The sequence below is a fragment of the Micromonospora arida genome, assembly GCF_042873195.1.
GTDB classification, from domain to species: domain Bacteria; phylum Actinomycetota; class Actinomycetes; order Mycobacteriales; family Micromonosporaceae; genus Micromonospora; species Micromonospora arida.
The window spans coordinates 90,182-115,114 of record NZ_JBIALC010000010.1 but is presented as its reverse complement, the minus strand read 5'-3'; the positions used below and the strand labels follow the sequence as shown (position 1 = coordinate 115,114).

Annotated in this window: 24 protein-coding genes; 12 read left to right on the top strand and 12 right to left on the bottom strand. The window is 70.6% G+C overall.

Annotated elements, in window-relative coordinates; all coding sequences use genetic code 11:
- Positions 1-129 precede the first annotated feature (129 nt).
- On the bottom strand, positions 130-2,073 hold the full coding sequence (locus ACFYP0_RS25660) for an amylo-alpha-1,6-glucosidase (RefSeq protein WP_357008412.1): 1,944 nt from the start codon (positions 2,071-2,073) through the stop codon (positions 130-132).
- A 42-nt stretch (positions 2,074-2,115) separates the two neighbouring features.
- On the opposite strand from ACFYP0_RS25660, the gene ACFYP0_RS25655 reads away from it, so the two are divergent.
- Positions 2,116-4,824, top strand: a complete 2,709-nt coding sequence (locus ACFYP0_RS25655; RefSeq protein ID WP_357008415.1) for an MGH1-like glycoside hydrolase domain-containing protein — start codon at positions 2,116-2,118, stop codon at positions 4,822-4,824.
- 123 nt (positions 4,825-4,947) lie between these two features.
- Here the strand turns inward: ACFYP0_RS25655 and ACFYP0_RS25650 are convergent, their stop codons facing one another.
- Positions 4,948-6,105: an FAD-dependent oxidoreductase gene (locus ACFYP0_RS25650; protein ID WP_386997857.1), complete on the bottom strand. Its 1,158-nt coding sequence runs from the start codon at positions 6,103-6,105 to the stop codon at positions 4,948-4,950.
- Positions 6,106-6,205: 100 nt separating this feature from the next.
- On the opposite strand from ACFYP0_RS25650, the gene ACFYP0_RS25645 reads away from it, so the two are divergent.
- Positions 6,206-6,805: a TetR/AcrR family transcriptional regulator gene (locus ACFYP0_RS25645; RefSeq protein ID WP_357008421.1), complete on the top strand. Its 600-nt coding sequence runs from the start codon at positions 6,206-6,208 to the stop codon at positions 6,803-6,805.
- A gap of 141 nt (positions 6,806-6,946) precedes the next feature.
- Here the strand turns inward: ACFYP0_RS25645 and ACFYP0_RS25640 are convergent, their stop codons facing one another.
- Positions 6,947-7,330 carry a DoxX family protein gene (locus ACFYP0_RS25640; protein ID WP_357008424.1) on the bottom strand — a complete coding sequence of 128 codons (384 nt, stop codon included), beginning with the start codon at positions 7,328-7,330 and terminating at the stop codon, positions 6,947-6,949.
- A gap of 180 nt (positions 7,331-7,510) precedes the next feature.
- Between ACFYP0_RS25640 and ACFYP0_RS25635 the strand changes: the two genes are divergently transcribed.
- Entirely contained in the window at positions 7,511-8,404 is an 894-nt protein-coding gene (locus tag ACFYP0_RS25635) for an RNA polymerase sigma-70 factor (protein WP_357008427.1), read from the top strand.
- Positions 8,405-8,460: 56 nt separating this feature from the next.
- Here ACFYP0_RS25635 and ACFYP0_RS25630 read toward each other — a convergent pair whose 3' ends face one another.
- On the bottom strand, positions 8,461-9,660 hold the full coding sequence (locus ACFYP0_RS25630; protein WP_386997854.1) for a low temperature requirement protein A: 1,200 nt from the start codon (positions 9,658-9,660) through the stop codon (positions 8,461-8,463).
- A gap of 171 nt (positions 9,661-9,831) precedes the next feature.
- On the opposite strand from ACFYP0_RS25630, the gene ACFYP0_RS25625 reads away from it, so the two are divergent.
- The 3 genes from ACFYP0_RS25625 to ACFYP0_RS25615 all read left to right on the top strand — a co-directional run bounded on the left by ACFYP0_RS25625 (position 9,832) and on the right by ACFYP0_RS25615 (position 12,469).
- The gene (locus tag ACFYP0_RS25625; protein ID WP_386997852.1) at positions 9,832-10,416 is read left to right on the top strand and encodes a TetR/AcrR family transcriptional regulator; all 585 of its coding nucleotides are present in this window, start codon (positions 9,832-9,834) and stop codon (positions 10,414-10,416) included.
- Between the two features lie 147 nt (positions 10,417-10,563).
- On the top strand, positions 10,564-11,274 hold the full coding sequence (locus ACFYP0_RS25620; protein ID WP_124858610.1) for an HAD family hydrolase: 711 nt from the start codon (positions 10,564-10,566) through the stop codon (positions 11,272-11,274).
- 409 nt (positions 11,275-11,683) lie between these two features.
- A complete protein-coding gene (locus tag ACFYP0_RS25615; RefSeq protein WP_124858609.1) occupies positions 11,684-12,469 on the top strand; it encodes a L,D-transpeptidase family protein in 786 nt (261 codons plus the stop codon).
- 13 nt (positions 12,470-12,482) lie between these two features.
- Here ACFYP0_RS25615 and ACFYP0_RS25610 read toward each other — a convergent pair whose 3' ends face one another.
- From ACFYP0_RS25610 to ACFYP0_RS25590, 5 genes are all read right to left on the bottom strand, one after another.
- On the bottom strand, positions 12,483-12,758 hold the full coding sequence (locus ACFYP0_RS25610) for a hypothetical protein (RefSeq protein WP_124858608.1): 276 nt from the start codon (positions 12,756-12,758) through the stop codon (positions 12,483-12,485).
- Between the two features lie 47 nt (positions 12,759-12,805).
- Positions 12,806-13,237 carry a hypothetical protein gene (locus ACFYP0_RS25605; RefSeq protein ID WP_124858607.1) on the bottom strand — a complete coding sequence of 144 codons (432 nt, stop codon included), beginning with the start codon at positions 13,235-13,237 and terminating at the stop codon, positions 12,806-12,808.
- 185 nt (positions 13,238-13,422) lie between these two features.
- Complete coding sequence (locus ACFYP0_RS25600; RefSeq protein ID WP_124858606.1) at positions 13,423-14,127, bottom strand: VOC family protein; 705 nt, start codon at positions 14,125-14,127, stop codon at positions 13,423-13,425.
- 204 nt (positions 14,128-14,331) lie between these two features.
- Positions 14,332-14,514 (bottom strand): DUF397 domain-containing protein, encoded by a 183-nt coding sequence (locus tag ACFYP0_RS25595; protein WP_124858635.1) that lies wholly within the window; start codon positions 14,512-14,514, stop codon positions 14,332-14,334.
- Positions 14,508-15,308, bottom strand: coding sequence for a helix-turn-helix domain-containing protein (locus ACFYP0_RS25590; protein ID WP_386997849.1), 801 nt, complete (start codon positions 15,306-15,308; stop codon positions 14,508-14,510). Before ACFYP0_RS25590 ends, ACFYP0_RS25595 begins: the two co-directional genes overlap by 7 nt.
- Before the next feature lie 279 nt (positions 15,309-15,587).
- Here ACFYP0_RS25590 and ACFYP0_RS25585 point away from each other — a divergent pair, with 279 nt between their 5' ends.
- On the top strand, positions 15,588-15,842 hold the full coding sequence (locus ACFYP0_RS25585; protein WP_112602373.1) for a flavin reductase: 255 nt from the start codon (positions 15,588-15,590) through the stop codon (positions 15,840-15,842).
- A gap of 59 nt (positions 15,843-15,901) precedes the next feature.
- Here the strand turns inward: ACFYP0_RS25585 and ACFYP0_RS25580 are convergent, their stop codons facing one another.
- Positions 15,902-16,597, bottom strand: coding sequence for a hypothetical protein (locus ACFYP0_RS25580; protein ID WP_386997847.1), 696 nt, complete (start codon positions 16,595-16,597; stop codon positions 15,902-15,904).
- A 3-nt stretch (positions 16,598-16,600) separates the two neighbouring features.
- On the bottom strand, positions 16,601-16,978 hold the full coding sequence (locus ACFYP0_RS25575) for a PadR family transcriptional regulator (protein ID WP_124858600.1): 378 nt from the start codon (positions 16,976-16,978) through the stop codon (positions 16,601-16,603).
- 212 nt (positions 16,979-17,190) lie between these two features.
- Between ACFYP0_RS25575 and ACFYP0_RS25570 the strand changes: the two genes are divergently transcribed.
- The 5 genes from ACFYP0_RS25570 (at position 17,191) to malQ (ending at position 23,802) form a co-directional block, all read left to right on the top strand.
- Complete coding sequence (locus ACFYP0_RS25570; protein ID WP_355494681.1) at positions 17,191-18,477, top strand: ABC transporter substrate-binding protein; 1,287 nt, start codon at positions 17,191-17,193, stop codon at positions 18,475-18,477.
- On the top strand, positions 18,474-19,457 hold the full coding sequence (locus tag ACFYP0_RS25565) for a carbohydrate ABC transporter permease (protein ID WP_124858598.1): 984 nt from the start codon (positions 18,474-18,476) through the stop codon (positions 19,455-19,457). The genes ACFYP0_RS25570 and ACFYP0_RS25565 overlap by 4 nt, the downstream gene beginning before the upstream one ends.
- A 1-nt stretch (position 19,458) precedes the next feature.
- Positions 19,459-20,295 (top strand): carbohydrate ABC transporter permease, encoded by an 837-nt coding sequence (locus ACFYP0_RS25560; RefSeq protein WP_091404101.1) that lies wholly within the window; start codon positions 19,459-19,461, stop codon positions 20,293-20,295.
- A gap of 10 nt (positions 20,296-20,305) precedes the next feature.
- Positions 20,306-21,514: an ABC transporter ATP-binding protein gene (locus ACFYP0_RS25555; protein ID WP_124858596.1), complete on the top strand. Its 1,209-nt coding sequence runs from the start codon at positions 20,306-20,308 to the stop codon at positions 21,512-21,514.
- 173 nt (positions 21,515-21,687) lie between these two features.
- Positions 21,688-23,802 (top strand): 4-alpha-glucanotransferase, encoded by a 2,115-nt coding sequence (gene malQ, locus ACFYP0_RS25550; protein WP_244218795.1) that lies wholly within the window; start codon positions 21,688-21,690, stop codon positions 23,800-23,802.
- Here malQ and ACFYP0_RS25545 read toward each other — a convergent pair.
- Positions 23,754-24,863 carry a winged helix DNA-binding domain-containing protein gene (locus ACFYP0_RS25545; protein ID WP_124854199.1) on the bottom strand — a complete coding sequence of 370 codons (1,110 nt, stop codon included), beginning with the start codon at positions 24,861-24,863 and terminating at the stop codon, positions 23,754-23,756. The two genes, malQ and ACFYP0_RS25545, sit on opposite strands and share 49 nt — an antisense overlap.
- Positions 24,864-24,933 lie beyond the last annotated feature (70 nt).

The following is a 24,933-nucleotide window of genomic DNA, read 5'->3' as shown; positions in this document are numbered from 1 at the left end:
CCTTTGAGTTGTCCCCGGGCGCGCGCCGACCGACACCGAATCGATGTCGCCGTCGCGTCTGGATCGAGGCCAATCCTGCCGGGATCGCGATAACCAGCGGCGACACCACCGTTGCGGTCGTGTAAAGCGCTACTGGCTCTTTCGCCGCACCCGCAGCAGCTCGGCCACCGACCATGCCTGGAACGGGCACCCGGTAGCGGTGTGCGGCGCGAGGCCATCGGCCGTCTCGCTCACCGAGCCTAACCCATATTCCATCAAATGGGCCTCAATGCCAACGAATACGTCATCGACGGACATCTTTCCCCGGCGTGCGGCGTCCACGTACGGGCCGAGCAACCACGGCCAGACCGTGCCCTGGTGGTAGCCCCCGTCCCGGTCGGCCGGGCCGCCCCGGTGCCGGCCCACGAACTCCCCGGAATCCGGGGCCAGACTGCGCGGCCCGAGCGGGGTGAGCAGCCCGCCCCCGACCCGCCGCAGCGTCGCCTCGTCCGGCTCCATCGGGGCGTACGGCAGCGACCAGGCCAGCAGCTGGTTGGGGCGCAACGCGTCGTCGTCGTGCAGGGCGGCGCCACCCAACGGGTACGCCGGCGCGGGCGCGTCCAGCACGTCGTGCAGCCAGCCGGTCGGGGCCGGGAACCGCTCCCGGAACGAGGCGGTGGCCTGCCGGTGGCGTCGCCACAGCTCGTCGGCGTCCTGCCCGGCCAGCTCGGTCAGCTCCGCGAGCCCGGCCAGCCCGTTGATCCACAACGCGTTGACCTCGACCGGCTTGCCGGTCCGCGGGGTGACCGGCACCCCGTACACCCGGGCGTCCATCCAGGTCAGCGCGGTGCCGGCGGCGCCCTGGGTGAGCAGCCCGTCGGCCGGGTCGACCCGGATCCCGTACCGGGTGCCGGCGGCGTGGGCGTCGATCACCGCGCGCAACGCGGGCAGCAACTCGTCGCCGAGGTCGGTGTCGCCGGTGACGGTGACGTGCCGGCTCACCGCGTGCAGGAACCACAGCGTGCCGTCGACGGTGTTGTACTCCACCCGACCGGTGTCGGCCGTGTTGGCGAGCATCCCCTCCGACAGCGTCGCCGCGTACGCCCGCAGCAGCTCCCGACCCTCGTCGGCGCGACCCGTGCAGAGGAACAACCCCTCGTACGAGATCATCGTGTCGCGCGACCACGCCCCGAACCACGGGTAGCCGGCGACCACGTCCACCGCCGCCTGGTTGGTGCGCACCACGAACGCGTCGGCGGCCAGCGCCAGGGTGGCGTCCACGTCGTCGGTCGGCTTCGCCGTCGCGACCACCCGCCGGTTGCGTCGCCTCGCGGTCGCCACGATCTCCGTGGCCGGCGGCGGCTCCTCGTCGAGTCGACCGGCCCAGGCCCGCACCGACACCGTGTCGCCGGGGCGTTCCAGCTCGCCGGAGAAGCGGCCCGCGTACCAGAGGTCCTCGTCCGGGTGCAGCCCTCGGTTGGCCTCCTCGCGGTGGTGCACGCCCAGCCACCACTGCCCCTCGGGCGCCCAGCCCGGGCCGGCGAGCCGGTACGCGCCCTCGACCACCGCGCCGTCGGCCACCGCCTCGACCTGCGGGATCGGGCCGTCGGCCCGCCGTTCGCCGTGCGCGTCCCGCCAGGTGCAGGCGGCCGACAGCTCCAGCCGGACCGGACCACCCGCGACCAGCCGGTGCACCACCGCGACGCAGGAACGGCCGGGCAGCATGGCCAGCTCCCGTTCGATCACCACCGCGCCGATCCGCCACCGCCACCGGGGTAGCCCGTCGACCAGGTCGAAGCGCTCCAACAGCTCGAAGCCGCGCGGGTCCACGTCGCCGGAGGCCCACTCGTGCGCGCCGAGGCGCACCCGCGCGCCGGACGGCAGGGTGACCGCCGGATCGAGGCTGACCAGTCCCACTCGGCGAGACGCCGGCGTTTCGCCGGGAACCACCAACAGACCGTGGTAGCGACGTGTCCGCAGCCCGCCCACCGTGCCCATCGCATAGCCGCCGAGGCCGTCGGGAACCAGCCACTCCCGGCTGGCCGCGCTGGTCAGATCGCCGCAGACCTGCGGGCCGAAGCGAATGTCGATCAACTTTCCTCCACCTGCGGCAAGGTGTAACACGCCACGACGAGAATGGCCGCTGTGGTCAAGTACCGCGGCGACGTCAAAGATGTGCACGTGATCACTGACCGATCGTCCTCCGACGCCTCGCCACCCGACGCTGAGCGGCTCCGGCTCGCCCAGGCCGACTCGGGGGAGCAGGACTGGCGTGCATGGGGTCCCTATCTGTCCGAACGGGCGTGGGGGACGGTACGGGAGGACTACAGCGAGCACGGTACGGCCTGGGACTACTTCCCGCATGACCACGCGCGGTCCAGAGCCTACCGGTGGAATGAAGACGGGATGGCCGGCGTCTGCGACGACCGACAGACGTTCGCGTTCGCCCTGGCCCTGTGGAACGGCAAGGACCCGATCCTCAAGGAGCGGATGTTCGGCCTCGGCGGCGACAGCGGCAACCACGGCGAGGACGCCAAGGAGTACTGGTGGTACGAGGACTCCACGCCCACCCACTCCTGGATGCGCTGGCGCTACCACTACCCGCAGGCCGCCTTCCCGTACGACGAACTCGTCGCGGTGAACGCGTTGCGCGGTCGCGACGACACCGAGTACGAGTTGGTGGACACCGGGATCTTCGACGACGACCGGTACTGGGCCGTGACCGTCGACTACGCCAAGGCGTCCCCGACCGACCTCTGCATGGTGGTGACCGTCGCCAACCGGGGCGACCAGGCGGCCACCCTGCACGTCCTGCCCACCCTGTGGTTCCGTAACACCTGGTCCTGGGGCCTGCCCGGCGGCGACCGGATCCCTCGGCTGACCGGCCAGGGCACCCGGCTCGTCGGCGAGCACCGGGTGCTCGGCCAACTGCTGCTGGAGGGCGACGGCGGCCCGGTGCCGCTGCTCTGCGACAACGACACCAACGCCGAGCGGCTCTGGGGCCTGCCCGGCCGCTCCCCGTACCCGAAGGACGGCATCAACGACCACGTCGTCAACGGCGCGGCCACCGTCAACCCGGCCCGGGAGGGCACCAAGGGCGCGCTGCACTACGTGCTCGACGTGCCGGCCGGCGGGCAGCGCCAGATCCGGCTGCGGCTGACCCGCACCGCGTCGCCGCCGGCCGCCGCGCCGCCGCCCCCGGCCGACCTCAGCGACGGCTTCGAGGCCGTGGTGTGGGCGCGGCGGGCCGAGGCGAACCGGTTCTTCGCCGGAGTGATCCCGCCGGCCGCCACACCCGACGAGGCGCTGGTCGCCCGGCAGGCCATCGCCGGGCTGATGTGGGGCAAGCAGTTCTACCACTTCGACGTCAAACGCTGGCTCGAAGGCGACCCGGGCTCGACCCCGCCGCCGGCCGGACGTCGACACGGGCGCAACAGCGCCTGGTGGCACATGACCAGCTTCGACGTCATCTCCATGCCTGACCCGTGGGAATACCCCTGGTACGCGGCCTGGGACCTGGCCTTCCACTGCGTGAGCATCGCCCGGGTCGACCCGGGCTTCGCCAAGGAGCAGATCCTGCTCCTGCTCCGCGAGTGGTACCTGCACCCCAACGGGCAGATCCCGGCGTACGAGTGGGCGTTCGGCGACGTGAACCCGCCGGTGCACGCGTGGGCGGCGCTGAAGGTGTTCGAGATCGACGGCGGCCGGGACTACGAGTTCCTGGCCCGGGTGATGCACAAGCTGCTGCTCAACTTCACCTGGTGGGTCAACCGCAAGGACACCGGCGGCAACAACGTCTTCGAGGGCGGCTTCCTCGGGCTGGACAACGTCGGGCCGTTCGACCGCTCGGCGGCGCTGCCGGTCGCCGGTGTGCTGGAGCAGTCCGACGGCACCGGCTGGATGGGCATGTACGCGCTCAACCTGCTGGACATGGCGATCGTGCTCGCCGAACACGACCGGACCTGGGTGGACACCGCCACCAAGTTCTTCGAGCACTTCGCCTACATCGCCGCCGCCGCGTACGAGCAGGGGTTGTGGGACGACGAGGACGCCTTCTTCTACGACGTGCTGCGCCTCGCCGACGGCACGAAGGTGCCGCTGAAGGTCCGCTCCGTCGTCGGGCTGCTGCCGTTGGCCGCCACCACCCGGCTCACCGCCCGGACCCTGCACCGCCTGCCGGAGCTGGGCGCCCGGCTGCGCTGGTTCCTCACCAACCGCCCGGAGTACGCGCAGGTGATCGGCACCCGCCGACTGGGCCCCGACGGCCGGCAGCAGCGACTGCTGTCCATGGTCGGCCCGGAGCAGGTGGTCCGCCTGCTCGCCCGGATGCTCGACCCGGACGAGTTCCTCTCCGACTTCGGCCTTCGTACGCTGTCCCGCGCGCACCTGGACAAGCCGTTCTCGGTCACCCTCGGCGGGCAGGAGTTCTCCGTCGGCTACGAACCGGCCGAGTCGACCAGCGGACTGTTCGGGGGCAACTCGAACTGGCGCGGGCCGATCTGGATGCCGACGAACTTCCTGCTGATCAGCGCGCTGCGCGACTACGCGGCGTTCTTCGGCGACGACCTCCAGGTGGAGTACCCGACCCGCTCCGGGGTGAAGCACACCCTGGACGAGATCGCCGACGACCTCTCCGCCCGGCTGATCTCGCTCTTCACCCAGGACGACTGGGGTCGACGGCCGATCTACGGTGCCGCTCAGATGTTCCAGACCCACCCGGACTGGCGCGACCTGATCGCCTTCCCCGAGTACTTCCACGGCGACAACGGGGCCGGCCTGGGCGCCTGGCACCAGACCGGCTGGACAGCCCTGGTCGCCGACCTGATCCTCACGCTGCGCCGCTGACACCCGCCGCCCGCGCGTTCGCCCTGCATGATCGTGCTCGATCCAGGTTGTAGTGGTGTCGCTGACGCTGGGAGGCCACTCGATCCTGGATCGAGCACGATCATGCGGGCGGCGGGGCACCACTCAGCGGTTCGCCCGTTCGATACCTCGTCGGACGAGGCCGCTGATGCCGGGCAGGGTGATCGCCCGGATGGTCAGATCGCTCATCCAGACGTGGAATCGGCTGGGTGGCGCGTACTGGGCCATTCCTCGACGGGCGAGTGCCTGCCGTTTGCTGACCTCCGGGCGTAGCCCGGTCTCCCACTGGGCGAGTGCGGCGGGGAGGTCGTCGGCGTGCTGTCGCAGGGCGGCGCCGAGGTGGTCGGCGCCGGCCAGGGCGAGGGCCGCGCCGTGTCCGGCGAAGAGCGTCACGCACCACGCCGCGTCTCCGAGCAGGACGACGCGACCGGTGCTCCAGCGCGGCATGACCACCTGGCTGACGGCGTCGAAGTAGGCGCTGGCTGGGTCCTTCGCAAGGTGGTCGATCGCGTCGGGCACGCCACCCGACAGATCTCCGAACGCGGCCCGCAGCGCGTCGACCGGCCCGCGCCTCAGGTCGCCGGCGGGCTCCGCGCTGCGATAGGTGAAGAACGCCGATGACCGCCGCGGGCCCAGGTTGACGATCGCCGCGGTGCGGCCCGGACCGATGTACGTGGTGGCGGACGACTCGGGCACGCCAGGCACCGGGTGGGTCAGGGGGAAGGCGGCCACGAGGTACGGGAGGTCCACCCGGAAGTCGGGGCCGAACACGGCGGTACGGGTGGCCGAGTGCACCCCGTCGGCACCGACCAGCAGGTCGGCCTGCGCGATGGTGCCGTCGCTCAACTCCACGCGTACGTGGTCGGTGTGCTGGTCGACGGTGGTGACGGTGGTGCCGAAGCGGATGTCGACACGGTCTCGCACCGCTTCGAAGAGGCTGGATTCCAGGTCGCCGCGGAACACCGAGAGTGCCCGCTTGCCGAGTGCGGCCTCGGCGATGGCGGACGGCACTGTGAACTTGGGCCGTCCGTCGGCGTGGACCAGCACGGTGGTGAACAGCCCCAGGTCGGCGGCGGACAGCGCGGGGAGCAGGCCGAGGCGTTCGGCGGCGTCGTAGCCCGGCCCGATCAGGTTCACCATGTAGCCGCTGCTGCGCCGGGCCGGGGCCCGTTCGGCCACGAGAACCTGCCACCCGTCCCGGTGGAGTCGCAGGGCTGTGGCCAGCCCGGCTATCCCCGCACCCACGATCACCGCACGTTTCATCCAGCACCTCGCCGCCTAGAATGAGCATCTGCTCAAACTAGTATGAGCGACTGTTCATACCGGCGCAACCGGCGACGGCGCAACCGCCTAGACTTCAGCCATGCCGCGCGGAGTCGCCATCCCAGCGCTCAGACAGCAGCTCTTCGCTGCCGTCGAGCGGTTGATCGTGGAAGAGGGGCCGAGCCGGCTCACCGGCCGGGCCGTCACGCGCGAGGCCGGCGTCGCGACCGGCCTGCTCTACGCGCACTTCGCGAACTTCGACGATTTCCTGACCGGGTTCGCGGTCGATCGCGTCTTCCAGATCGCCGGCGAGGTGGCCGGCCTGCCGCAGCGCGCCGGGTCCGGCACGGTTGCCGACAATCTGCGTCAGGCCGTCCTCGCCACGCCGTTGGGCACGCTGACGGCGTTGGCCCGGCTGACCGCGTTCCGCCCGGAGTTGTCGGCGAACGTCGAGGCGGTCCTGGGTAGCGGTATGTCGGGGCTACGGGGGATCGAACGCGCGGTCGCCGACTATCTGGCCGCCGAGCAGAGCCGTGGGCGCGTGCCTGCCGACGCCGACACCGACGCACTGGCCCTGGCGGTGGTCAGCGTGCTGCACCACGTCGCGCTGACCGGCCACACCGACCCAGCGGCGGAGCACCGGATCCAGCGGGTGATCGGCGCGCTCACCGACGGTTTCCCCGCCGCCGCACCCTCCTGAGCGCCGCGCCGCGCCGGCAATCCCGCGCTGGGCCTCGCGTCCCGGCCCGAATCGTCGTGCGTCTCCGCAGCGCGGTCCGCGACGTCGTCGCGCGAGGACGGCGGGGCACGGTCGATCAGCCGGGCCGGGAGTGGGCTCGGGTCAGCCGGTGAAGGGCTCGGGGCCGAGGCGACCCCAGGCCACGAACGCGGCCACCGCGAGGTAGATCAGATTCAGCACGATGAACCTCGCCTCGCCGTAGCGCAGGTGGGTGATCATCGCGCCGATCATCAGCAGGACCCAGCAGATGGCGGTCACCGGCACCAGCACCGGTGCGATGTCCAGCACAGCGGGCAGGATGAGACCGACCGCGGCCAGGACTTCCAGGACTCCGAGGGTCTTGACGAAGCCCACGCTGGCGTCGCCGGTCCACCCTCCGCCGTTGGCCGCGGCCAACTTCTGCTTGGGTACGAACGTCTTGGTGATGCCGCCGGCCAGGGCGATTGTGGCCAACAGACCGGCCGCTATCCACAGTGCCAGGTTCATGAGTTTTCCTCCGTCTGGGGTCACACAGGAGACACCGCCGGCCGGTGCGCTGTGACAGCTCGTGAAGTGACGAGGAGCACGGACTCCCGGCGTCACAGAAGTCGGCAGGCCGGTGTCTGGTGGGCGACGTGGGTCGAGTTCGGCGAGACTGGAGGACGCATGGATGCGGAAGGCGGAATCGTGAGCGCGGACGGCCAGGGGGACCGGGCCGTCGACGCGTTCGTCAGTCACCGGAACCTGCTCTTCACCGTCGCGTACGAGATGCTCGGCTCGGCCGCCGACGCGGAGGACGTACTCCAGGAGACCTGGCTGCGGTGGGCGGACGCGGACCTCGCGACGGTGCGCGACCAGCGTGCCTACCTGGTCCGGATCGCCACCCGGCTGTCGCTCAACCGGCTGCGTGCGGTGGCCCGGCGCAGGGAGTCCTACGTCGGTTCCTGGTTACCGGAGCCGCTGCTGACGGCACCGGACGTCGCCGACGACGTCGAACTCGCCGAGAGCGTCTCGATGGCGATGCTGCTGGTGCTGGAGACGCTCGCGCCGACCGAGCGGGCGGTGTTCGTCCTCCGTGAGGTCTTCGACCTCGGGTACGACGAGATCGCCGAGGCGGTCGACAAGAGTCCGGCCGCGGTCCGTCAGATCGCCCACCGGGCGCGGGCTCATGTCGCCGCGCGCCGGCAGCGCGGGATGGTCTCCTCGGCGGACACCCGGCGGGCGTTGGACGCGTTCCGGCTGGCCGTCGAGACCGGTGACGTGCAGGGCCTGCTCGACGTCCTCGCGCCGGATGTCGTGCTCCTCGGCGACGGCGGCGGGATCAAGCAGGCCGTGCTGCGGCCTGTCGCCGGGGCCGACAAGGTGGCCCGTCTGCTGTGCAGCACACACGCCAGGACCGCGACCATGTCGCTGCACCACGCCCAGGTCAACGGTCACCCGGCGCTGATTCTGCGGCTCGACGGCGCGGTCGACACGGTCCTCGCGCTGCGGATCGACGACGGTCTCATCAGCGGGGTCTACGCGGTGCGTAACCCGGAGAAGTTGTCGCACATGCGAAGCGAAACGGCCCTGCGCCGCTGATCGCACTACAGGGCGCTCGCCAACCCGCCGGTCTTCGACCCGCTTTGACACGGACCCTAGTACGGGGGCGTGGGCGTCTCCGGCGACCGGTGGCGGGATCGTCGCGCGTCCGCTCCGGCGACGCCGAGCAGCACAACGGCGGCGACCGCGCCTGCGGTGAGCGGCCGGAGGTGCAGTGCTGCCGGGATCAGCAGGCCGAAGGCCAGCAGGGCGGCCAGCCGGGACCGGGAGACCCGACCGAAGACCTGGTATTCGAGCGCCGATCGTCCGGCGAGGAAGAGCACCGGGCCGCCGAAGATGGCGATGAGCCAGGTCGCCGGGAGGTGCCCGAGCGGCTCGGTGATGAACAGCTCGAAGCCGACGCCGGTGAGCACGATCCCCGCGATCATGACCATGTGGGCGAACGCCATGTCGGTCGCGAGCCGGGCCGGGTTACCGGAACGGTCGACGGCCGCGCCGAGCATTCCTCCCGCCACGTGGAAGTAGATCCGCCAGAGCAGGACGGTGCTCGCCAGCGCCAGGACGAACCCACCCGTCTGGTCGGTGTGGAACGCGCTGCCGCTGAAGGCTAGGCCGATGACGAAGATCGCCTCGCCGAGAGCGATGAGGAGGAACTGTTGGTACCGCTCGGCCAGGTGCTCGGCCGCGATCATCTGGACGCCGAGTCGTTGCGCGCCGAGTCGGGGGGTCGGCCAGCCGAAGTACAGCCCCGTGTAGTCGGTCAGCACGGCGAGGGTCCAGAGTGTCCCGCGAACCGTGCCGTCGTCGACCAGCCCGCCGAGGACCCAGAGCGGTGCGCTCAGGCCGAACCAGAACAGGATCCGGATGGACTGTTGGGGGTCCGGCCGGCCGTGCCCGGCGACGTGGAAGAACACCACTCGGCCGATCTGGAGGGTCACCAGGGTGATGGCGAAGAGGGAGGCCCGCGCGCCGAAGCCGTGCGGCACGGCGACGGCCATCGTCATGGCACCGACCAACGTCATGATGATGACGGTCTGGACGATCGGGGCGTCCGGGTCCAGCCAACTTGTCGACCAGACCGTCACCGACCAGATCGCCCACAGCGCCAGGAACAGCAGCAGAGCCTGGCCGAGGCCCGCGTACACGCCGTGCTGGCCGTCGGTGAAGTCGGCGATCAGCCGCGCCGAGATCCGGGTGAGGGCGAAGACGAAGACCAGGTCGAGGAAGAGCTCCAGAAAGGTGGCCCGCTGGCGGGTGGCTTCGCTGCGCAACAGTCTGTCGGGGGTGTTCCTCATCGGCTCCCCACGCGCCGGTGTCGCCGAACGACCACGTCCCCTCCCGTCGCGGTGATCTCCTCGCCTAACGAGCCAGGGGGCGGCTGTGGCACGTGGGGGAGCGAGGCGGCTCACCACAACAGTCACCAATCCGTCACCCGACCGCTACCGCAGGTGTGCGCCTCTACGCTCATGGACGTGCCCGGACCTGCCGAGAAGGCCGCTGAACAGGACCGGCGTGACCTCATCGTCACGGTCGCGCGAGAGTTGGCCGAGACGGAGGGCTGGGCGGGTGTGACCACTCGACGGCTCGCCGAACGAACCCAGATCGACATGGGCGACATCTATCGGCACTTCGCCGATCTGGAGGCGCTGATCGCCGCCGTCGCGGTGTGTGCCTTCGCCGATCTGGCCGCCGACCTCGCCGAGGCGCACGCGGAGACCGCCGGGAGCCCCGAGGGGGTCTGGCCGGCGGTCGCGACCGCGTACCTCGACTTCGCGTACACGAATCCCGAGGTCTATGACGCGATGCTCGCGCTGACCCCCGACCTGGCCCTCGGCGTGGATGGCGTGCCGGCCGCGCCGAGGGCGGTCTTCGCCGAGTTGCGGGCGGCCCTGACCCCGCTGGCCGAGGGGCGGGACCCGGACACCCTGGCCGAGGTGGGTTGGAGCCTGCTGCACGGCGTGGTGATGCTCACCCGCGGTGGCCGGCTGCGACCCGAGGGGCAGGAGGACCGCGAAGCGTTGATCGCGCAACGGTTGCTGCGGTGGCCCTGACCACGCTGGGCGGGAACCATCATGGATGTCGCCTCCGCAGGACGACGGCCGCGCCGCAACGGTTCACGAAAATCCGGAAGATCTCACATCGATCTCCCGCCTATCCTGTCTCTCGGCCTTGGGACGGTGGCACGGGGAGGGGATGGCATGACGATCGGCGTGGCGGCGCGACGGCAGGCACAGGTGTTGATCTTTGATGCGGACGACACGTTGTGGGAGAACAACGTCGTCTTCGAGCGGGTGATCGACGACTTCCTTGCCTGGCTGGACCACCCCACCCTGGATCGGGCCGAACTGCGGGCCGTCCTCGACGACATCGAGCGGGCCAACGCGGTGGCCCACGGGTACGGCAGCAAGGTCTTCCTGCGCAGCCTGGCGGAGTGCCTGGAGCGGCTGCGCGAGCGGCCGGCCACCGACTCCGAACGTCAGGAGATCGACCGGCTGGCGTTGGCCCTCGTCGAGCACCAGGTTGAGCTGATGCCGGGGGTGGCCGACGCGCTCGACGACTTGGCCGGCCGGCACGAGTTGCTGCTGCTCACCAAGGGCGATCGGGAGGAGCAGCAGCGCAAGTTGGACGCCTGCGGTCTGCTGCACCACTTCGGGGCCGCGCACATCGTCGCCGAGAAGAACGTCGACACGTACCGGTGGCTCACTCGGGAGCACGGCTTCGCGCCGGACGGCGCGTGGATGATCGGCAACTCCCCGAAGTCCGACATTCTGCCGGCGCGGGCCGCCGGATTGAACGCGGTGTTCATTCCGAACGCGAACACCTGGGTGCTGGAGGACGACGAACTGGACCCGACCGACGGCTTGGTGCTGCGGCTCGCCGCGTTCCGGGATCTGCTGCGCCACTTCTGACCGTACCGAAGCCAAACAGCGTCGGCGATCATGGTCGCGTTACGCCAATCTGCCCGATTTTCATCGTGGGATCAGTCCTGCCGCCGGTCGTCCGACGCGGCTTGTCCGGCCGGTCGGAGCGCACCTAACCTGGTTCGGCGCTCACGGCCCTTCGGGGTGTGTCGGGGGCGCGTCGGCGTTCGGCGGGTGAGCACCGTGGAGCTGAGTGCGAAGTGGCCGGCTCACCCCGTTCTGGCGCGTGGCGTCGTGCCACGCCCGCGCGGCGGGGTGCCGGAGCTGTCCGCTTCCCTGCCGGACGGCCGAGGGTCAGGGCCGGGTAGTTGCGGACCCGGTCCTGACCCGCCCGCGAATCGTTCGACCCTTACGGGCGGGGCAGACCCCGCGCCGGTTCGACTGTCAGGATGGCGGCATGAAGCGCAGATCTCTCCTACTCGGCGCGGCGGCGGGTCTGGCCGCCCCGGCCGTGCTCACCCCGGCTGCGCCCGCACTCGCGACGGACCGGCCGCTGCGGCCGGGCTGGGGCACGGCCCCGGCGCAGCGGCCCTGGCCGGGGTTGCAGCTACCGAGCCGGGCCAGCGCGTTGACCACGCTGCCGGTGGAGACGAAGCAGGTGATCATCGTCGGCGCCAGCAGCTACACCACCACCTACGCCACGCTGGAGGCGTACGTGCGGGTCCGGAACGGCTGGCAGCCGGCTTCGCCGTCGTTGCCCGCTCGGATCGGCTCGAAGGGCTTCAGCGACAACCACGTGGAGGGTGTGGCGACCACGCCGACCGGCGTCTACTCGATCGGCACCACCATGTACGGCATCGCGGCCAACCCGGGCGTGCGATTCCCCTACCACCGGCTGGTCAGTGGTGACTGGTGGAACGAGAACCCGTCGTCCGCGCGCTACAACACCTTCCAGCAGAGTGCGACCAACCCGGGCGGGGCCAGCGAGGCACTGTGGAAGGAGGTCCCCGCGTACACGCACTTCGCGGTGATCACCTACAACATGCCGCCGAACGTGCCGAAGCCGGTGCCGAACGCGGGCAGCGGGATCTTCCTGCACCAGTTCAGCACCAGCGCCGGCAACGCCACCGCTGGTTGCGTCTCCCTCGCCCACGATCACCTGGTCGACGTGCTCAACTGGCTGGACCCGGCGCTGTCGCCGCGCATCGTGCTCAGCCCGTACGCCCAGCTCAGCCGATACTGAGAGCCGTTGCGGCTCAGTCCGCCTCGCGCCGGACGATCGCCACCGCCACCCGGCAGAACTCGTCCATGTCCGGGTTGAACCCGGCAGCGATGTCGGGATGCAACCCGGAGCGGGTCTCCTCCAACAGTCGCTGGCAGACCTGCTCGACCGGTTCGCCGGCATAGCCGGAGCGGACCCGCTCGGTGGCCGCCTGAAGCGCCGAGGTCAGCTGCTCCTCCAGCGGGCCGCGCAGCTTCTGCTGCACGGGATCGAGCCCGCGGGGGTCGAGCGTGACATGTGGCTCCGACATCGGTGCTCCCTTCGTCGGCGTCCGCGATACCCCACCGCGAACGTCGGTCAAACCCCGGCCGGTACGGCGGCGACCCGCACCTGGTACGAGAACTCCTCCGCCGGCTCCTCGTGGTACGACAGCCGGCGGATCTGCCGGTCGTCGTCGTAGAGGGCGACGTCGACCAGCACGCCGAGGTGGGTGAGGCCGATGCTCGACACCCGCTTCTTGTCCTGCAACACCGCGCAGACGCCGCCGAGTAGGGTGCTGGCGTCGGACGTACGGTGCCCGGGCGGGCAGCGCAACACCAGGTCCACCTCGATCGGCCCGGGCAGCGGCGTCCAGCCGGTGCGCTGGGCCGCGGCGAGGGCGGCCTGGAGCAGGGTGCGGACCCTCGTCGCCTGCCGGTGCCCGGCGGCGAAGATGGACAACGCTTCGGTCTTGACCGGTGGCAGGCCGCTCACCTCGAACGTCAGGGCGAGAGCGCGGGTGTCCTGCACGACGGCACCTCCTCGTTGGGACGATCCTGCCGAACCGGGGGAGCGGCGGTGGGACGTTCCCGCGATTACCAACCGATCGGGCAGGCATGGGTCGGCCGGAGGCGTGTCGACGGCGGTGGCGAACGCGCCGGCTACGGCGCTAGGAAAACGCTAGCCGACGACGCCCGCGCTCGGTAGTCGGTCGTTCACCCGGTGGGGCGTGGTGCGAAGGCGCAGAACTCGTTGCCCTCGGGGTCGGCCAGCACCCACCACCAGTGCGCCTCGTCGAGCGGCTCCCGCAGCAGCGTCGCGCCCGCCGCGATCAGCGCCATCGGCTCCGGGTCGACCAGGTCGACGTCCCAGTGCAGCCGGTTCTTGACCGTCTTGGGCTCGGCCACCCCGACGAACACCCAGTACTCCCACGGGAACCCGGCCGCGCCGGCCACCGACGAGGTGCTCGCCTCGTGCTCGACGGTGCCGCCGACCACCCCGGCCCACCAGGTCGCCTGCGCCGCCGGGTCGGTCGAGTCCACCACCAGCTCGAACGGGCCTGGTCGGGTGCCGTCACGGGCCGGGAACGCGCAGAACTCGTTGCCCTCCGGGTCGTCGAGCACCCACCAGGACGCCTCGCCGCCCGGTTCGCGGACCAGCCGTGCGCCATCCGCGAGCAACGCCGCCGGGTCCGCGTCGGCCAACCGCAGATCCAGGTGTACGCGGGTCTTGCCGACCCGAGGCTCGGGCACCTTGTTCACCCAGATCGACTCGGCGTTGGAGCGCGCGGAGCGCGGGTCCACCCGGGTGTCGTCGTCACCGGCATCGGCCACGTCACCGTCGAGCATGCGGGCCCAGAAGGCGCCGAGTGCGAGTGGGTTGGTGGCGTCCAGGCAGAGATCCTTGAAGCGCGCAATCATGGCCCCAGCATGCCTGACCCGGGTTTGACCCGGGTTTGACCCGGGTCTGACCCGGGTCTGACCGCGATCTTGCACATTCTGTCCCGACGTAGGGGGCATTCCACGCTTTTCGGCGACCGAAACTGCAAGATCGGCGCGGGCGGGCGGTCGGGGCATGTCTACTTCGGAGAAGCCCTCGCGTGAGGGCTTCTCCGGGTTTCGCGTTCAGTGTTGCTTGACGAAACCGACGAACGCCTTCCAGGCCGTCGGGTCGACGTGCAGGGTGCCGCCGTCGCGGTCCTTGGTGTCGCGCACCAGCACCACGCTCGGCAGGTTGTCGGCGACCTCGACGCAGGCTCCGCCGTTGCCACCGGACCGGGTCGACTTGCGCCACTGGGGGGTCAGCATGCCCATGACTTCGCCACTTCCTTGATCAGGTCGATTGACTGCCGGCGGGGGAGCGCCTCGTTCCGCACGATTTCCCATGTCTTCGCCAGCTTAGCGACGTCGGTTGGCGCATCGACGATCTGCGCGGTGAGCTGGTTGTCGGCATAGGTCACGCGCTCGCCGTCCGGCATCTCGGCGATGATGAACTGGCCGCCCATTCCCAGGTACATCCCAGCATCCGTCGGGACGATGTGCACCTGGATATGCTCCGCCGCCGTCAACTGGGCGAGGTGCTCGCACTGCTCGACCATGAGGCCCGGCTGGTCGAGCACCGGCCGGCGCAGCACCGCCTCGTCCAGGACGGCGATGAGCTGCGGTGGGCGCGGGCGGTGCAGGATCGCCTGGCGTTCCAGCCGGGAGGCGACGATGCGGTCCACGTCCTCGGCGTCGAACCGGCCACCGGCCAGCGTCGCGCGAGCGTACCGCTCGGTCTGGAGCAGGCCCGGCACGTAGGCCAACTCGAACCAGCGCAGCGTGGTCGCCTCCCGCTCGAACTCGATCCACTCGCGCAGCCAGGCCGGCTCGGCGTCGAGCCGGGCCAACCCGTCCAGCATGCGCAGGAAGCGCCCGCCGGTGTGGTGGTGGGTGTCGACAGCCCTCATGTACTCCTTCGTGGGCGGTCGCCCGCCGGTCTCCACCGAGCTGACGTGTGAACCCGAATAACCGATGCCCCTGCCGAAGTCGTCCTGACTGAGCCCAGTTTCCGCCCGGAGCAGACGCAACTCCTCCAGCACGTAGTCGGTGACAGTCCCCATCGATTCCCCAACCTTCGCTCAGTCTGGCTCGGCGTGTCCCTCATGAATGCTCACCTGGACCGCTGAGCTGCACGGATGGCGCGAGCACGTATCGACGGTAGTCGCGTCATCACCAGACTGTCACCAGTGGCGGGTCCGCTGGTGGCCGGAATGGCGGCGGTGGGCCCTGCACCCGGGGTCGCTCCCGTCTCCCCCTTGCGGGAGCGACCCCATCCCCGCCCCCGAGGAGGTCGATGTGCTCACCCCGATGGACCAGCAGCCCTCGGCGCGGTGGCGGTGATGGTGGTCCGGCCGCCCGTCCCGCACGTCGCCATGCGCCCGCTGTGGCGGTGCCGCAACTGTGGCACCGAGTGGCCCTGCCAGCCGGCCAAGCTCGCCCTGCTGACGGAGTACCGGACCAGCCGGACCGCACTGCTGATCTATCTGGGCACTCTGATGCACGAGGCGACGAACCAGCTCACCCAACTCCACCCGGATCATCCGCCGACCCGGATGACCGAGCGCTTCCTCTCCTGGGCCAGGGCCCGGAGTTGACGCTCGGCCGCCGTCGTTCATCGCGGAAAGTGGATCAGCGGCAACCCGTCGGAGAACCGTCAAGCGGGCTTGACTCTGGTGGCGTCCGGGTGCGAGGTGTCGGAGTCGGTCCGGCCCTCGCGCAGTGACAAGCGACGCGCCAGCAGCGTGGCGCCCGCGAGCGCGGCCAGCACGATGGCCATCTCCGCGATCACCACCGGCGGTGCCGCGCTGTAGTCGGTGGCCCAGGCGAAGCCGACAGTGATCGGCGTGATGACGATGCCGGCCGCCGGCACGAGGATGCTCATCAACCGAGCCGTCCGCCGGATGTCGGGCAGGTCGCGGAGCCGGGTCCGTACCGCGATGACCGCTCCCGTGACGACCACGGCGGCCGGTATGCCGTAGTAGACGGCGACGGCGAGCTGGACCGGTACGTCGATCGAGCGGGGGATGTCGACCATGCGGACGAAGGCCGGGTAGGCCGCCATCAGGAGGCCGTAGCCGAGCACGACACCGAGCGTCGCGCCGATCAGCGCGGTGCCGAGAATGCGGCCGTAGTCGCCACGCACCCGTCGGACGCCAGCCTCGTCGGCGAGCCGCCGCGCGAAGCCGGACACGTCACCGCCGATCAACTGCTCGGGGTCGCCCCCGTCGGCGGCCGCGGCTCGCAGGTCGAGGCGCAGGTCCGCGGCGAGTGCCGCCCGATCGGCCGAGCCGACCCCGTACCCGCGCCACGCCTGGTCGGCTTCGCCCAGCAGGCGGTCGATGGTGTCCATGGGTCAACTCCTCGTGGGGTTGTGGTCGAGCGGGCAGAGAACGGCGTCGACGGTGTCGGTGAAGCGGTTCCACTGTTTCTGCCAGGCATCCAGGTGGATCCGACCGGACCCGGTCAGCGCGTAGACCTTTCGGGGCGGGCCGGTCGGGCTGACCTGCTGTTCGTGAGCGACAAGGCCAAGTCGGCGCATGCGAGTCAGCAGGGGATAGATGGTGCCGTAGCTGATGGCGCCGAAGCCGGCCGTCTCCATTCGCCGAACCAGCTCGTAGCCGTGCGCCGGCTCGCGTGCCAGCAGCGCCAGCAGGCACATGTCCAGCGCGCCCCGCAGGAGTTGGGTCTGGCGGTCGTTGTCGTCGAAGGACTGGCTCTCCGCCGCTACCATGCGACACATACTACCTTGCTATTCGGCGTCACGATATACCGAACTGAACTTCCGCTGTGACAGCCAGGTTTCGCGACTTCCCGGGTGGGGCAGAGTAGCCGCTACAGAGCGTTCGCGCCGGAGTTTTCGCAGCTCACCGGCTCGAGATCGTCTCGCCGTGCGCCGGGGCACGGATGCCCTCCCCGGTCTTCGCCGAGGAGAGGGGGAGAGCGATGACGGACCCCGAGACGGCTCGACACCGACGCCGGCCGGCTGTTCGGCTGGGCGCGGCGGCCGCCGCGCTGGCACTCGTCGCACCGCTGGCCGCGTGCGGCGCGGACGACGCTGGCGGCCCACCCACGATCAACCTGTACTACCCGCCCGAGCAGAACCTGCAGAAGGTCGTCGACGACTGCAACGCGCAGGCCCAGGGACGGTACGAAATCGCCTACCGGGTGCTGCCCCGGCAGGCCGACGACCAGCGGGTGCAGATGGTGCGCCGGCTGGCCGCCGAGGACAGCGGGATGGATCTGCTCGGCCTGGACGTCACCTGGACCCAGGAGTTCGCCAGCGCCGACTGGATCCGCGAGTGGACCGGCCAGGACAAGGCCGAGGTCGAGCAGGGCACCCTCGCCGGGCCGTTGGACACCGCCCGGTACGAGGACAAGCTGTACGCAGCGCCGAAGAACACCAACGTCCAGTTGCTCTGGTACCGCAAGGACCTGGTGCCGCAGCCGCCGACCACCTGGGAACAGATGATCAGCGCTGCCCAGCAGCTCAAGGACCAGGGCAAGCCGTACCAGGTGCTCACCATGGGCGCGCAGTACGAGGGTCTGGTCGTCCTCTACAACACCCTGGCCGAAAGCGCCGGCGGGAAGATCCTCAGCGACGACGGCAAGAAGGCCGTGATGGACGAGGGCACGGTCCGGGCGTTGGAGCAGCTGAAGAAGTTCGCCACGTCGGGCGTGACCTCGCCGTCGTTCAGCAACGCCACCGAGGACCCGGTTCGGCTGGAGTTCCAGTCCGGTGCGGGCGCGTTCCAGGTGAACTGGCCGTTCGTCTACCCGGCTCTTCAGGAGGCGAACCCGGAGCTGGCCAAACAGGTCGGCTGGGCTCGGATTCCGGGCATCGACGAAGGCACCCCCAGCAAGGTCACCATCGGTGGGGTCAACCTGGCGGTCAGCTCCTACTCCAAGCACCCGGAGCAGTCCTTCGAGGCGGCCCGGTGCATCCGCAGCGCCGAGCACCAGAAGTTCTCCGCCATCAACGACGGCGTGCCACCGACCATCGAGGCGGTCTTCGACGACCCGGAGATGACCGAGGCGTACCCGATGAAGGACACCATCCTGGAGGAGTTGAAGGAACCGGCGACGCGTCCGCTGACCCCCGCCTACCAGAGCATCTCCACAGTGATGTCGGCGATCCTGTCGCCACCGTCCGGGATCCGCCCGCAGCAGACCGCCGACGAGCTGCGCGGCGCCATCGCCGACGCCCTCCAGTCCAAGGGGGTCCTGCCGTGAGTATCAACGCCACGCCGACCGGCGCCGAAGTCGCCGCCGAGGAAACCCAGCGGCCCGCCTCCGTACCGAAGCAACGCGGCAGCCGTCGCAAGCCCCCGTTGAGCGAGAACAAGAAGGCCGAACGCCGGCTCGGTCTGCTGCTCTGCGCGCCGGCCGCGCTGGTCATGATCGCGGTGACCGCGTACCCGATCATCTACTCGGTCTGGCTGTCGTTGCAGCGCTTCGACCTGCGCTTCCCCGACCAGCGTGAGTTCATCGGGCTGGAGAACTACGTCACCGTGCTCACCAACGAGTTCTGGTGGACCGCCTTCGGGGTGACAACGCTGATCACGGTGGTCACCGTCGCCGTCGAGCTGGTGCTCGGCATGGGCCTGGCGATCATCATGCACCGCACCATCGTCGGGCGCGGCCTGGTCCGGACCTCGGCGCTGATCCCGTACGGGATCGTCACAGTGGTCGCCGCGTTCTCCTGGCGGTACGCCTGGACGCCCGGCACCGGCTACCTGGCCGACCTGTTCAGCGACGGCGCGCCGCTCACCGAACGGGCCAGCTCCCTGGCGATCATCATGCTGGCGGAGATCTGGAAGACCACCCCGTTCATGGCGCTGCTGCTGATGGCCGGCCTGGCACTGGTCCCGGAGGACCTGCTCAAGGCGGCCTCCACCGACGGCGCGACCGCCTGGCAGAAGTTCACCAAGGTGATGCTGCCGGTGATGAAGCCGGCGATCCTGGTCGCGTTGCTGTTCCGCACCCTGGACGCGTTCCGGGTCTTCGACAACATCTTCGTGTTGACCGCCGGAGGCAACGAGACGTCGTCGGTGTCGATGCTCGCCTACAACAACCTGATCCGGGGCCTCAACCTCGGCATCGGTTCGACGATGTCGGTGCTGATCTTCATCACCGTGGCGATCATCGCGTTCATCTTCGTGAAGCTGTTCGGCACCGCTGCCCCGGGCAGCGACGACGGGGAGAGGCGCTGACATGGCTGTCGAAACCACTACCAGGGCAAAGCTGCGCTGGGGTCTGCTCGACGTCCTCGTGGTCGTCTTCGCGCTGGTCCCGGTGCTGTGGATCGCGTCGCTGTCGTTCAAGACGCCGGCCACCCTCACCGACGGGAACTTCATCCCCCGGGAGTGGACGCTGGACAACTACCGGACCATCTTCGACACCGACCAGTTCGTCCGGGCGCTGGTCAACTCGATCGGCATCGCGCTGATCGCCACGCTGATCGCGGTGGTGCTCGGCGCGATGGCCGCGTACGCGATCAGCCGGCTGGACTTCCCCGGTAAGAAGCTGCTGGTCGGCGTCTCCCTGCTGATCGCGATGTTCCCACAGGTGTCACTGGTGTCGCCGCTGTTCGAGATCGAGCGTCAGCTCAAGATCTTCGACACCTGGCTGGGGCTGATCCTGCCGTACATCACCTTCGCACTGCCGCTGGCGATCTACACGCTGTCGGCGTTCTTCAAGCAGATCCCGTGGGATCTGGAGAAGGCCGCGAAGATGGACGGCGCCACCCAGGGGCAGGCGTTCCGGCGGGTGATCGCGCCACTGGCCGCGCCCGGACTGTTCACCACGGCGATCCTGGTTTTCATCTTCTGCTGGAACGACTTCCTGTTCGCCATCTCGCTGACCTCGACCGAGCGGTCCCGCACGGTGCCGGCCGCGTTGTCGTTCTTCACCGGCGCGTCGCAGTTCGAGGACCCCACCGGGGCGATCTGTGCCGCCGCCGTGGTGATCACCGTTCCGATCATCCTGTTCGTTCTCTTCTTCCAGCGTCGCATCGTGTCCGGGCTGACCTCCGGCGCGGTAAAGGGATAGGTGGGTAGTCATGGCTGACATCGTGCTGGACAAGGTGAGCAAGAGCTTCCCGGACGGGACCGTCGCCGTGCAGGACGTCGACCTGGAGATCGCCGACGGCGAGTTCGTGATCCTGGTCGGGCCCTCGGGCTGCGGCAAGTCCACCACCCTCAACATGATCGCCGGGCTGGAGGACATCAGCTCAGGTGAGCTGCGCATCGCCGGGCAGCGGGTCAACGACAAGGCCCCCCGGGACCGGGACATCGCCATGGTGTTCCAGTCGTACGCGCTGTACCCGAACATGACCGTGCGGGAGAACATGGCGTTCCCGCTGCGGCTGGCGAAACTCGACAAGGAGACCATCGACCGCAAGGTCGACGAGGCGGCGAAGGTGCTGGAGCTGACCTCGCTGCTGGACCGCAAGCCGGCCAACCTCTCCGGTGGCCAGCGTCAGCGGGTGGCGATGGGCCGGGCGATCGTCCGCCAGCCGAAGGCGTTCCTGATGGACGAGCCGTTGTCCAACCTCGACGCCAAGCTGCGGGTGCAGATGCGCACCGTCGTGTCCCGCCTGCAGAAGCAGCTCGGCACCACCACCGTCTACGTCACCCACGACCAGACCGAGGCGATGACCCTCGGCGACCGCGTGGTGATCATGCGCGGGGGCGCGGTGCAGCAGGTCGGGCCGCCGCAGGAGCTGTACGACCACCCGAAGAACCTCTTCGTGGCCGGCTTCATCGGCTCGCCGTCGATGAACTTCCTGCACGCCGCAGTGCAGGACGGCGAGCTGCACACCGCCCTGGGGACGGTGCCGATCGGTGACCGGGTCCGCCGGGAGTTGGAGGCGGCCGACGCGCCCCGCGAGCTGATCCTCGGCATCCGGCCCGAGCACTTCGAGGACGCCGAACTGGTCGACGACGACACCCGTCGGCGGGGCATGGAGTTCGAGGCGCCGGTGGACATCGTCGAGTCGATGGGCTCGGACAAGTACGTCTACTTCACCGTCGAGGGTGAGAAGGCCAGCGCCGCCGAGCTGGAGGAGCTGGCCGCCGACGCGGGCGCCGCCGACTTCGCCGGTGCCGGGGGCAACCTGGTGACCCGGTTGTCCGCCGAGTCCCCGGTCGCCGAGGGGCAGACGCGGCGGGTCTGGTTCAACCTGGAGAAGATCCACCTGTTCGACCCGGCCAACGGCCGCAACCTGACCCTGCACGAGGGTCGAGCCGCCGGCGCGCTCGCCGACTGACAGCCCCGATCGCGCCGATCTTGCACTTTCGGTCGTCGATACAGGTGGAATGCCCCTTGTGTCGGGACAGGAAGTGCAAGATCGGCGGGGCGGGGGCGGGGGCGCGGGGGCGGGGCGGGGCGGGGGCGGGCGTGGCAGGGTGGTCGCAGGTCGCGTCGTGAAGCGGGGGACACATGAACCGACGATTGGCCGCGCTGGCCAACGCGCACGGTGTTTCCACCTGGTACGAGGATTGGCGGCACCGCCGCGTCGAGGTGGCACCGGAAACCGTGGTGGGTGTGCTGGGGCTGCTCGGCGTGGACGCCACCAGCCCGTCGGCGATCGCCGACGCGCTCGCCGCCGCCCGCGCGGTCGACCGGAGCGCCCTGCCGGAGACGGTCGTGCTCACCCACGGGCGCAGCCGGGCACTGCCCGGCCCGGGGGTGGTGACCCTGGAGGACGGTGGCCGTCGCGCGGTCGACGGTGAGCTGCCGGCGGACCTGCCGCTGGGTTGGCACCGGCTGGCCTGCGCCGACCGGGAGGTGACCCTGGTGGTGGTGCCGCGCCGACTGCCGGTGCCGCCGTCGAGCTGGGGGTGGATGCTCCAGCTCTACGCGCTGACCTCGGAGCGCTCCTGGGGCATGGGAGACCTCGGTGACCTCGCCGAGTTCACCGGGTGGGCCGGTGACACCGGGGCCGGGCTGGTGCTGCTCAACCCGCTGCACGCGGTCGGGCCGGCGCATCCGGTGGCCACCTCACCGTATTCGCCCGCCAGTCGACGCTTCGTCAATCCGCTCTACCTGCGGGTCAGCGACACCGCCGCGTACCGGGCGGCCGACCCGGCCACCCGTGCGGTGGTCGACGCGTTGCGTCCCGACCGGGGGCCCCTGATCGACTACGACGAGGTGTGGGCCGCCAAGCGGCGCGCCCTGGAGTTGCTGCATCCGTACGCCCAGCCGGTGGATCTTGCCGCGGACCCGGCGCTGACCAGCTTCGCCACCTGGTGCGCGCTCGCCGAGCGGCACGGCAACGACTGGCGTGCCTGGCCGGCGGAGCTGCACCACCCGGACGCCCCCGCGGTCGCCGAGCAGCGTCGGCGCCTCGCCGACCGGGTCTGCTTCCACGCCTGGCTGCAACACCTCTGCGACGAGCAGCTCGACGCCGTCACGGCGGCGGCCCGCTCGGCGGGGATGCCGGTCGGTGTCGTGCACGACCTGGCCGTCGGCATCGACCCGGGCGGCGCGGACGGGTGGCAGCTCGCCGACGTGCTGGCCCAGGGCGTGCGGGTCGGCGCGCCACCGGACGACTTCAACCAGCTCGGCCAGGACTGGGGGCTCGCCGCGTGGCGCCCGGACCGACTCGCCGCCACCGGCTACGCCGCCTACCGGGACATGCTGCGCCGCGTCCTGCGGCACGCCGGCGGCCTGCGGGTCGACCACGTCGCCGGCCTGTGGCGACTGTGGTGGGTGCCGCCGGGCGGCGGCGCGGCCGAGGGCACCTACGTGCGCTACGACGCGGAGGCGATGCTCGGCATCCTCGCGTTGGAGGCGTACCGGGCCGGCGCGGTGGTGGTCGGTGAGGATCTCGGCACGGTCCAACCGGCGGTGACCCGGGGGTTGCGGGGGCGCAACATGCTCGGCTCGACAGTGCTGTGGTTCGCACGCGACGAGGCCGGTGACTTCGTCCCGCCGGCCCGGTGGCCGCGCAACGCCCTCGCCACCATCTCCACGCACGACCTGCCCACCGCGCCGGGCTTCCTGACCGGTGAGCACGTGCGGGTGCGTGACGAGTTGAAGCTGCTCGGCACCGACGTGGCGGTGGAGCGGGCCCGCGCCGCCGCCGATCGGGACCGGCTGCTCACGATGTTGCGCGCCGAGAACCTGCTGCCCGAGCCGACGCCGCAGCTACCGACCGTGACTGTCGCCTCCGGGGGTGCAGAGCAAAGGACGGATGCCGATCCGGCGCCGTCCGATGCGGCTGCGACACCTGACGACGGCGAGGTGGTGGTGGCGATGCACGCCGCGCTCGCGGCCAGCCCGACCCGGTTGGTCGGCGTCTCCCTCTACGACGTGCTGGGCGAGGTGCGCCAACCCAACATGCCGGGCACCGTGGACGAGTACCCGAACTGGCGACTGCCGCTGCCGGCCAGCGTGGCGCAGATCCGCGCGGACCCCCGGGTGACCCGGATCGTCGACCTGCTCAGCGCCGCCCGCCCACGACCGGCCGACCCCGGCACCGCCGAAGCACTGACGCCGCCGGGTCAGGTCAGCCAGTCGAAGCGGGCCGGCAACCCGAGGAAGTCGGCGTAGCGCCCGAGCGCCTGCTCCACCCGGGCCCGCGCGGCGGCGTCGAGCGTGGTGAGCGGCTGGACCGTCACGGTGACCGCGGTCCGGCCGACCTTGCGCTTCCACACACCCACCACCCGACCGGCGCGGACCACTGTGGCCTGGAAGATGCCGTTGTTGCCCGGCACCACGGCCGCCTGGTGGGCGGGGTCGAGCATCAACGTGCGGTCCCGGAAGCCGAGCAGATACTCGTCGAAGCCGGGCAGCGCCAACACGTCGTCCGGCGCGGTGCGTGGCGCGTCGGCCAGGGCCGCGTCGACGTACATCGGAGTGCCGTCGACGCGTACCGTGCTCAGCGCGTCGTCGGCGGCGGCAAGGCCGCGCCGGGCGTCGGTCAGGGTGAGGCCGCTCCACCCTGCGAACTCGCGGTCGGTGACCGGGCCGTGCCCGCGAACGTAACGGTGGGCGAGCAGGGCCAGCGCCTCGTCCCGCTCCAGCCGGTGGGACGTGGGTGCCCACTCGTCGAGCAGGGCGAAGGTCTGCTCGGTGCCGACGTTCGGCGCCACGCAGGTCACGCCGCGAACGCTCGCATACCACAGCAGGTGGTAGCCACGTTGCCCGTCGGTGCCCAGGCCGGCCGCCCGCAGGGTGGCCAGGCACTGCGCGCGGGTGAGCCGACCACCGCCGGCCAACGCGGTGCCGAGCACCTCCACCGCCCGATCCGCGTCGGCCTCGGTGAGCCCGAGCTGCGCCCGCCGGGTCGCCGCGCCGGCCAGGGATCGTACGCCGGTCAGCTCCAGCATCCAGCGGGCGTCGGCGGACGGGACGAGGTGCACGGTGCCCCGCATCGGCCAGGTCCGCAGCGCCTCACGCCGCTCCAACGCCGCCTGCACGTCGGCCGCGCTGCGACCGGGTAGCCGGGCGCCCAGCGACCACAGCCCGCTGGCCAGATCCTGTGCCTGCATCGCGCCGAACCACTCGACCACCTCGGCGACGGTGCCGGGTCGGGTGCTCGGGTGTGGGCGCAGCAGCAGGCTGGTCATCCGCAGCGCCAGCGCGTCGGCCGCGCTGAGGTCGACAGGCATCGGCAGCCCTTCCCGAGGAAAAGACCCAGTTTAGGGAGCCGTCCGCACCGCCAGGGCACCCCGGCCGGTA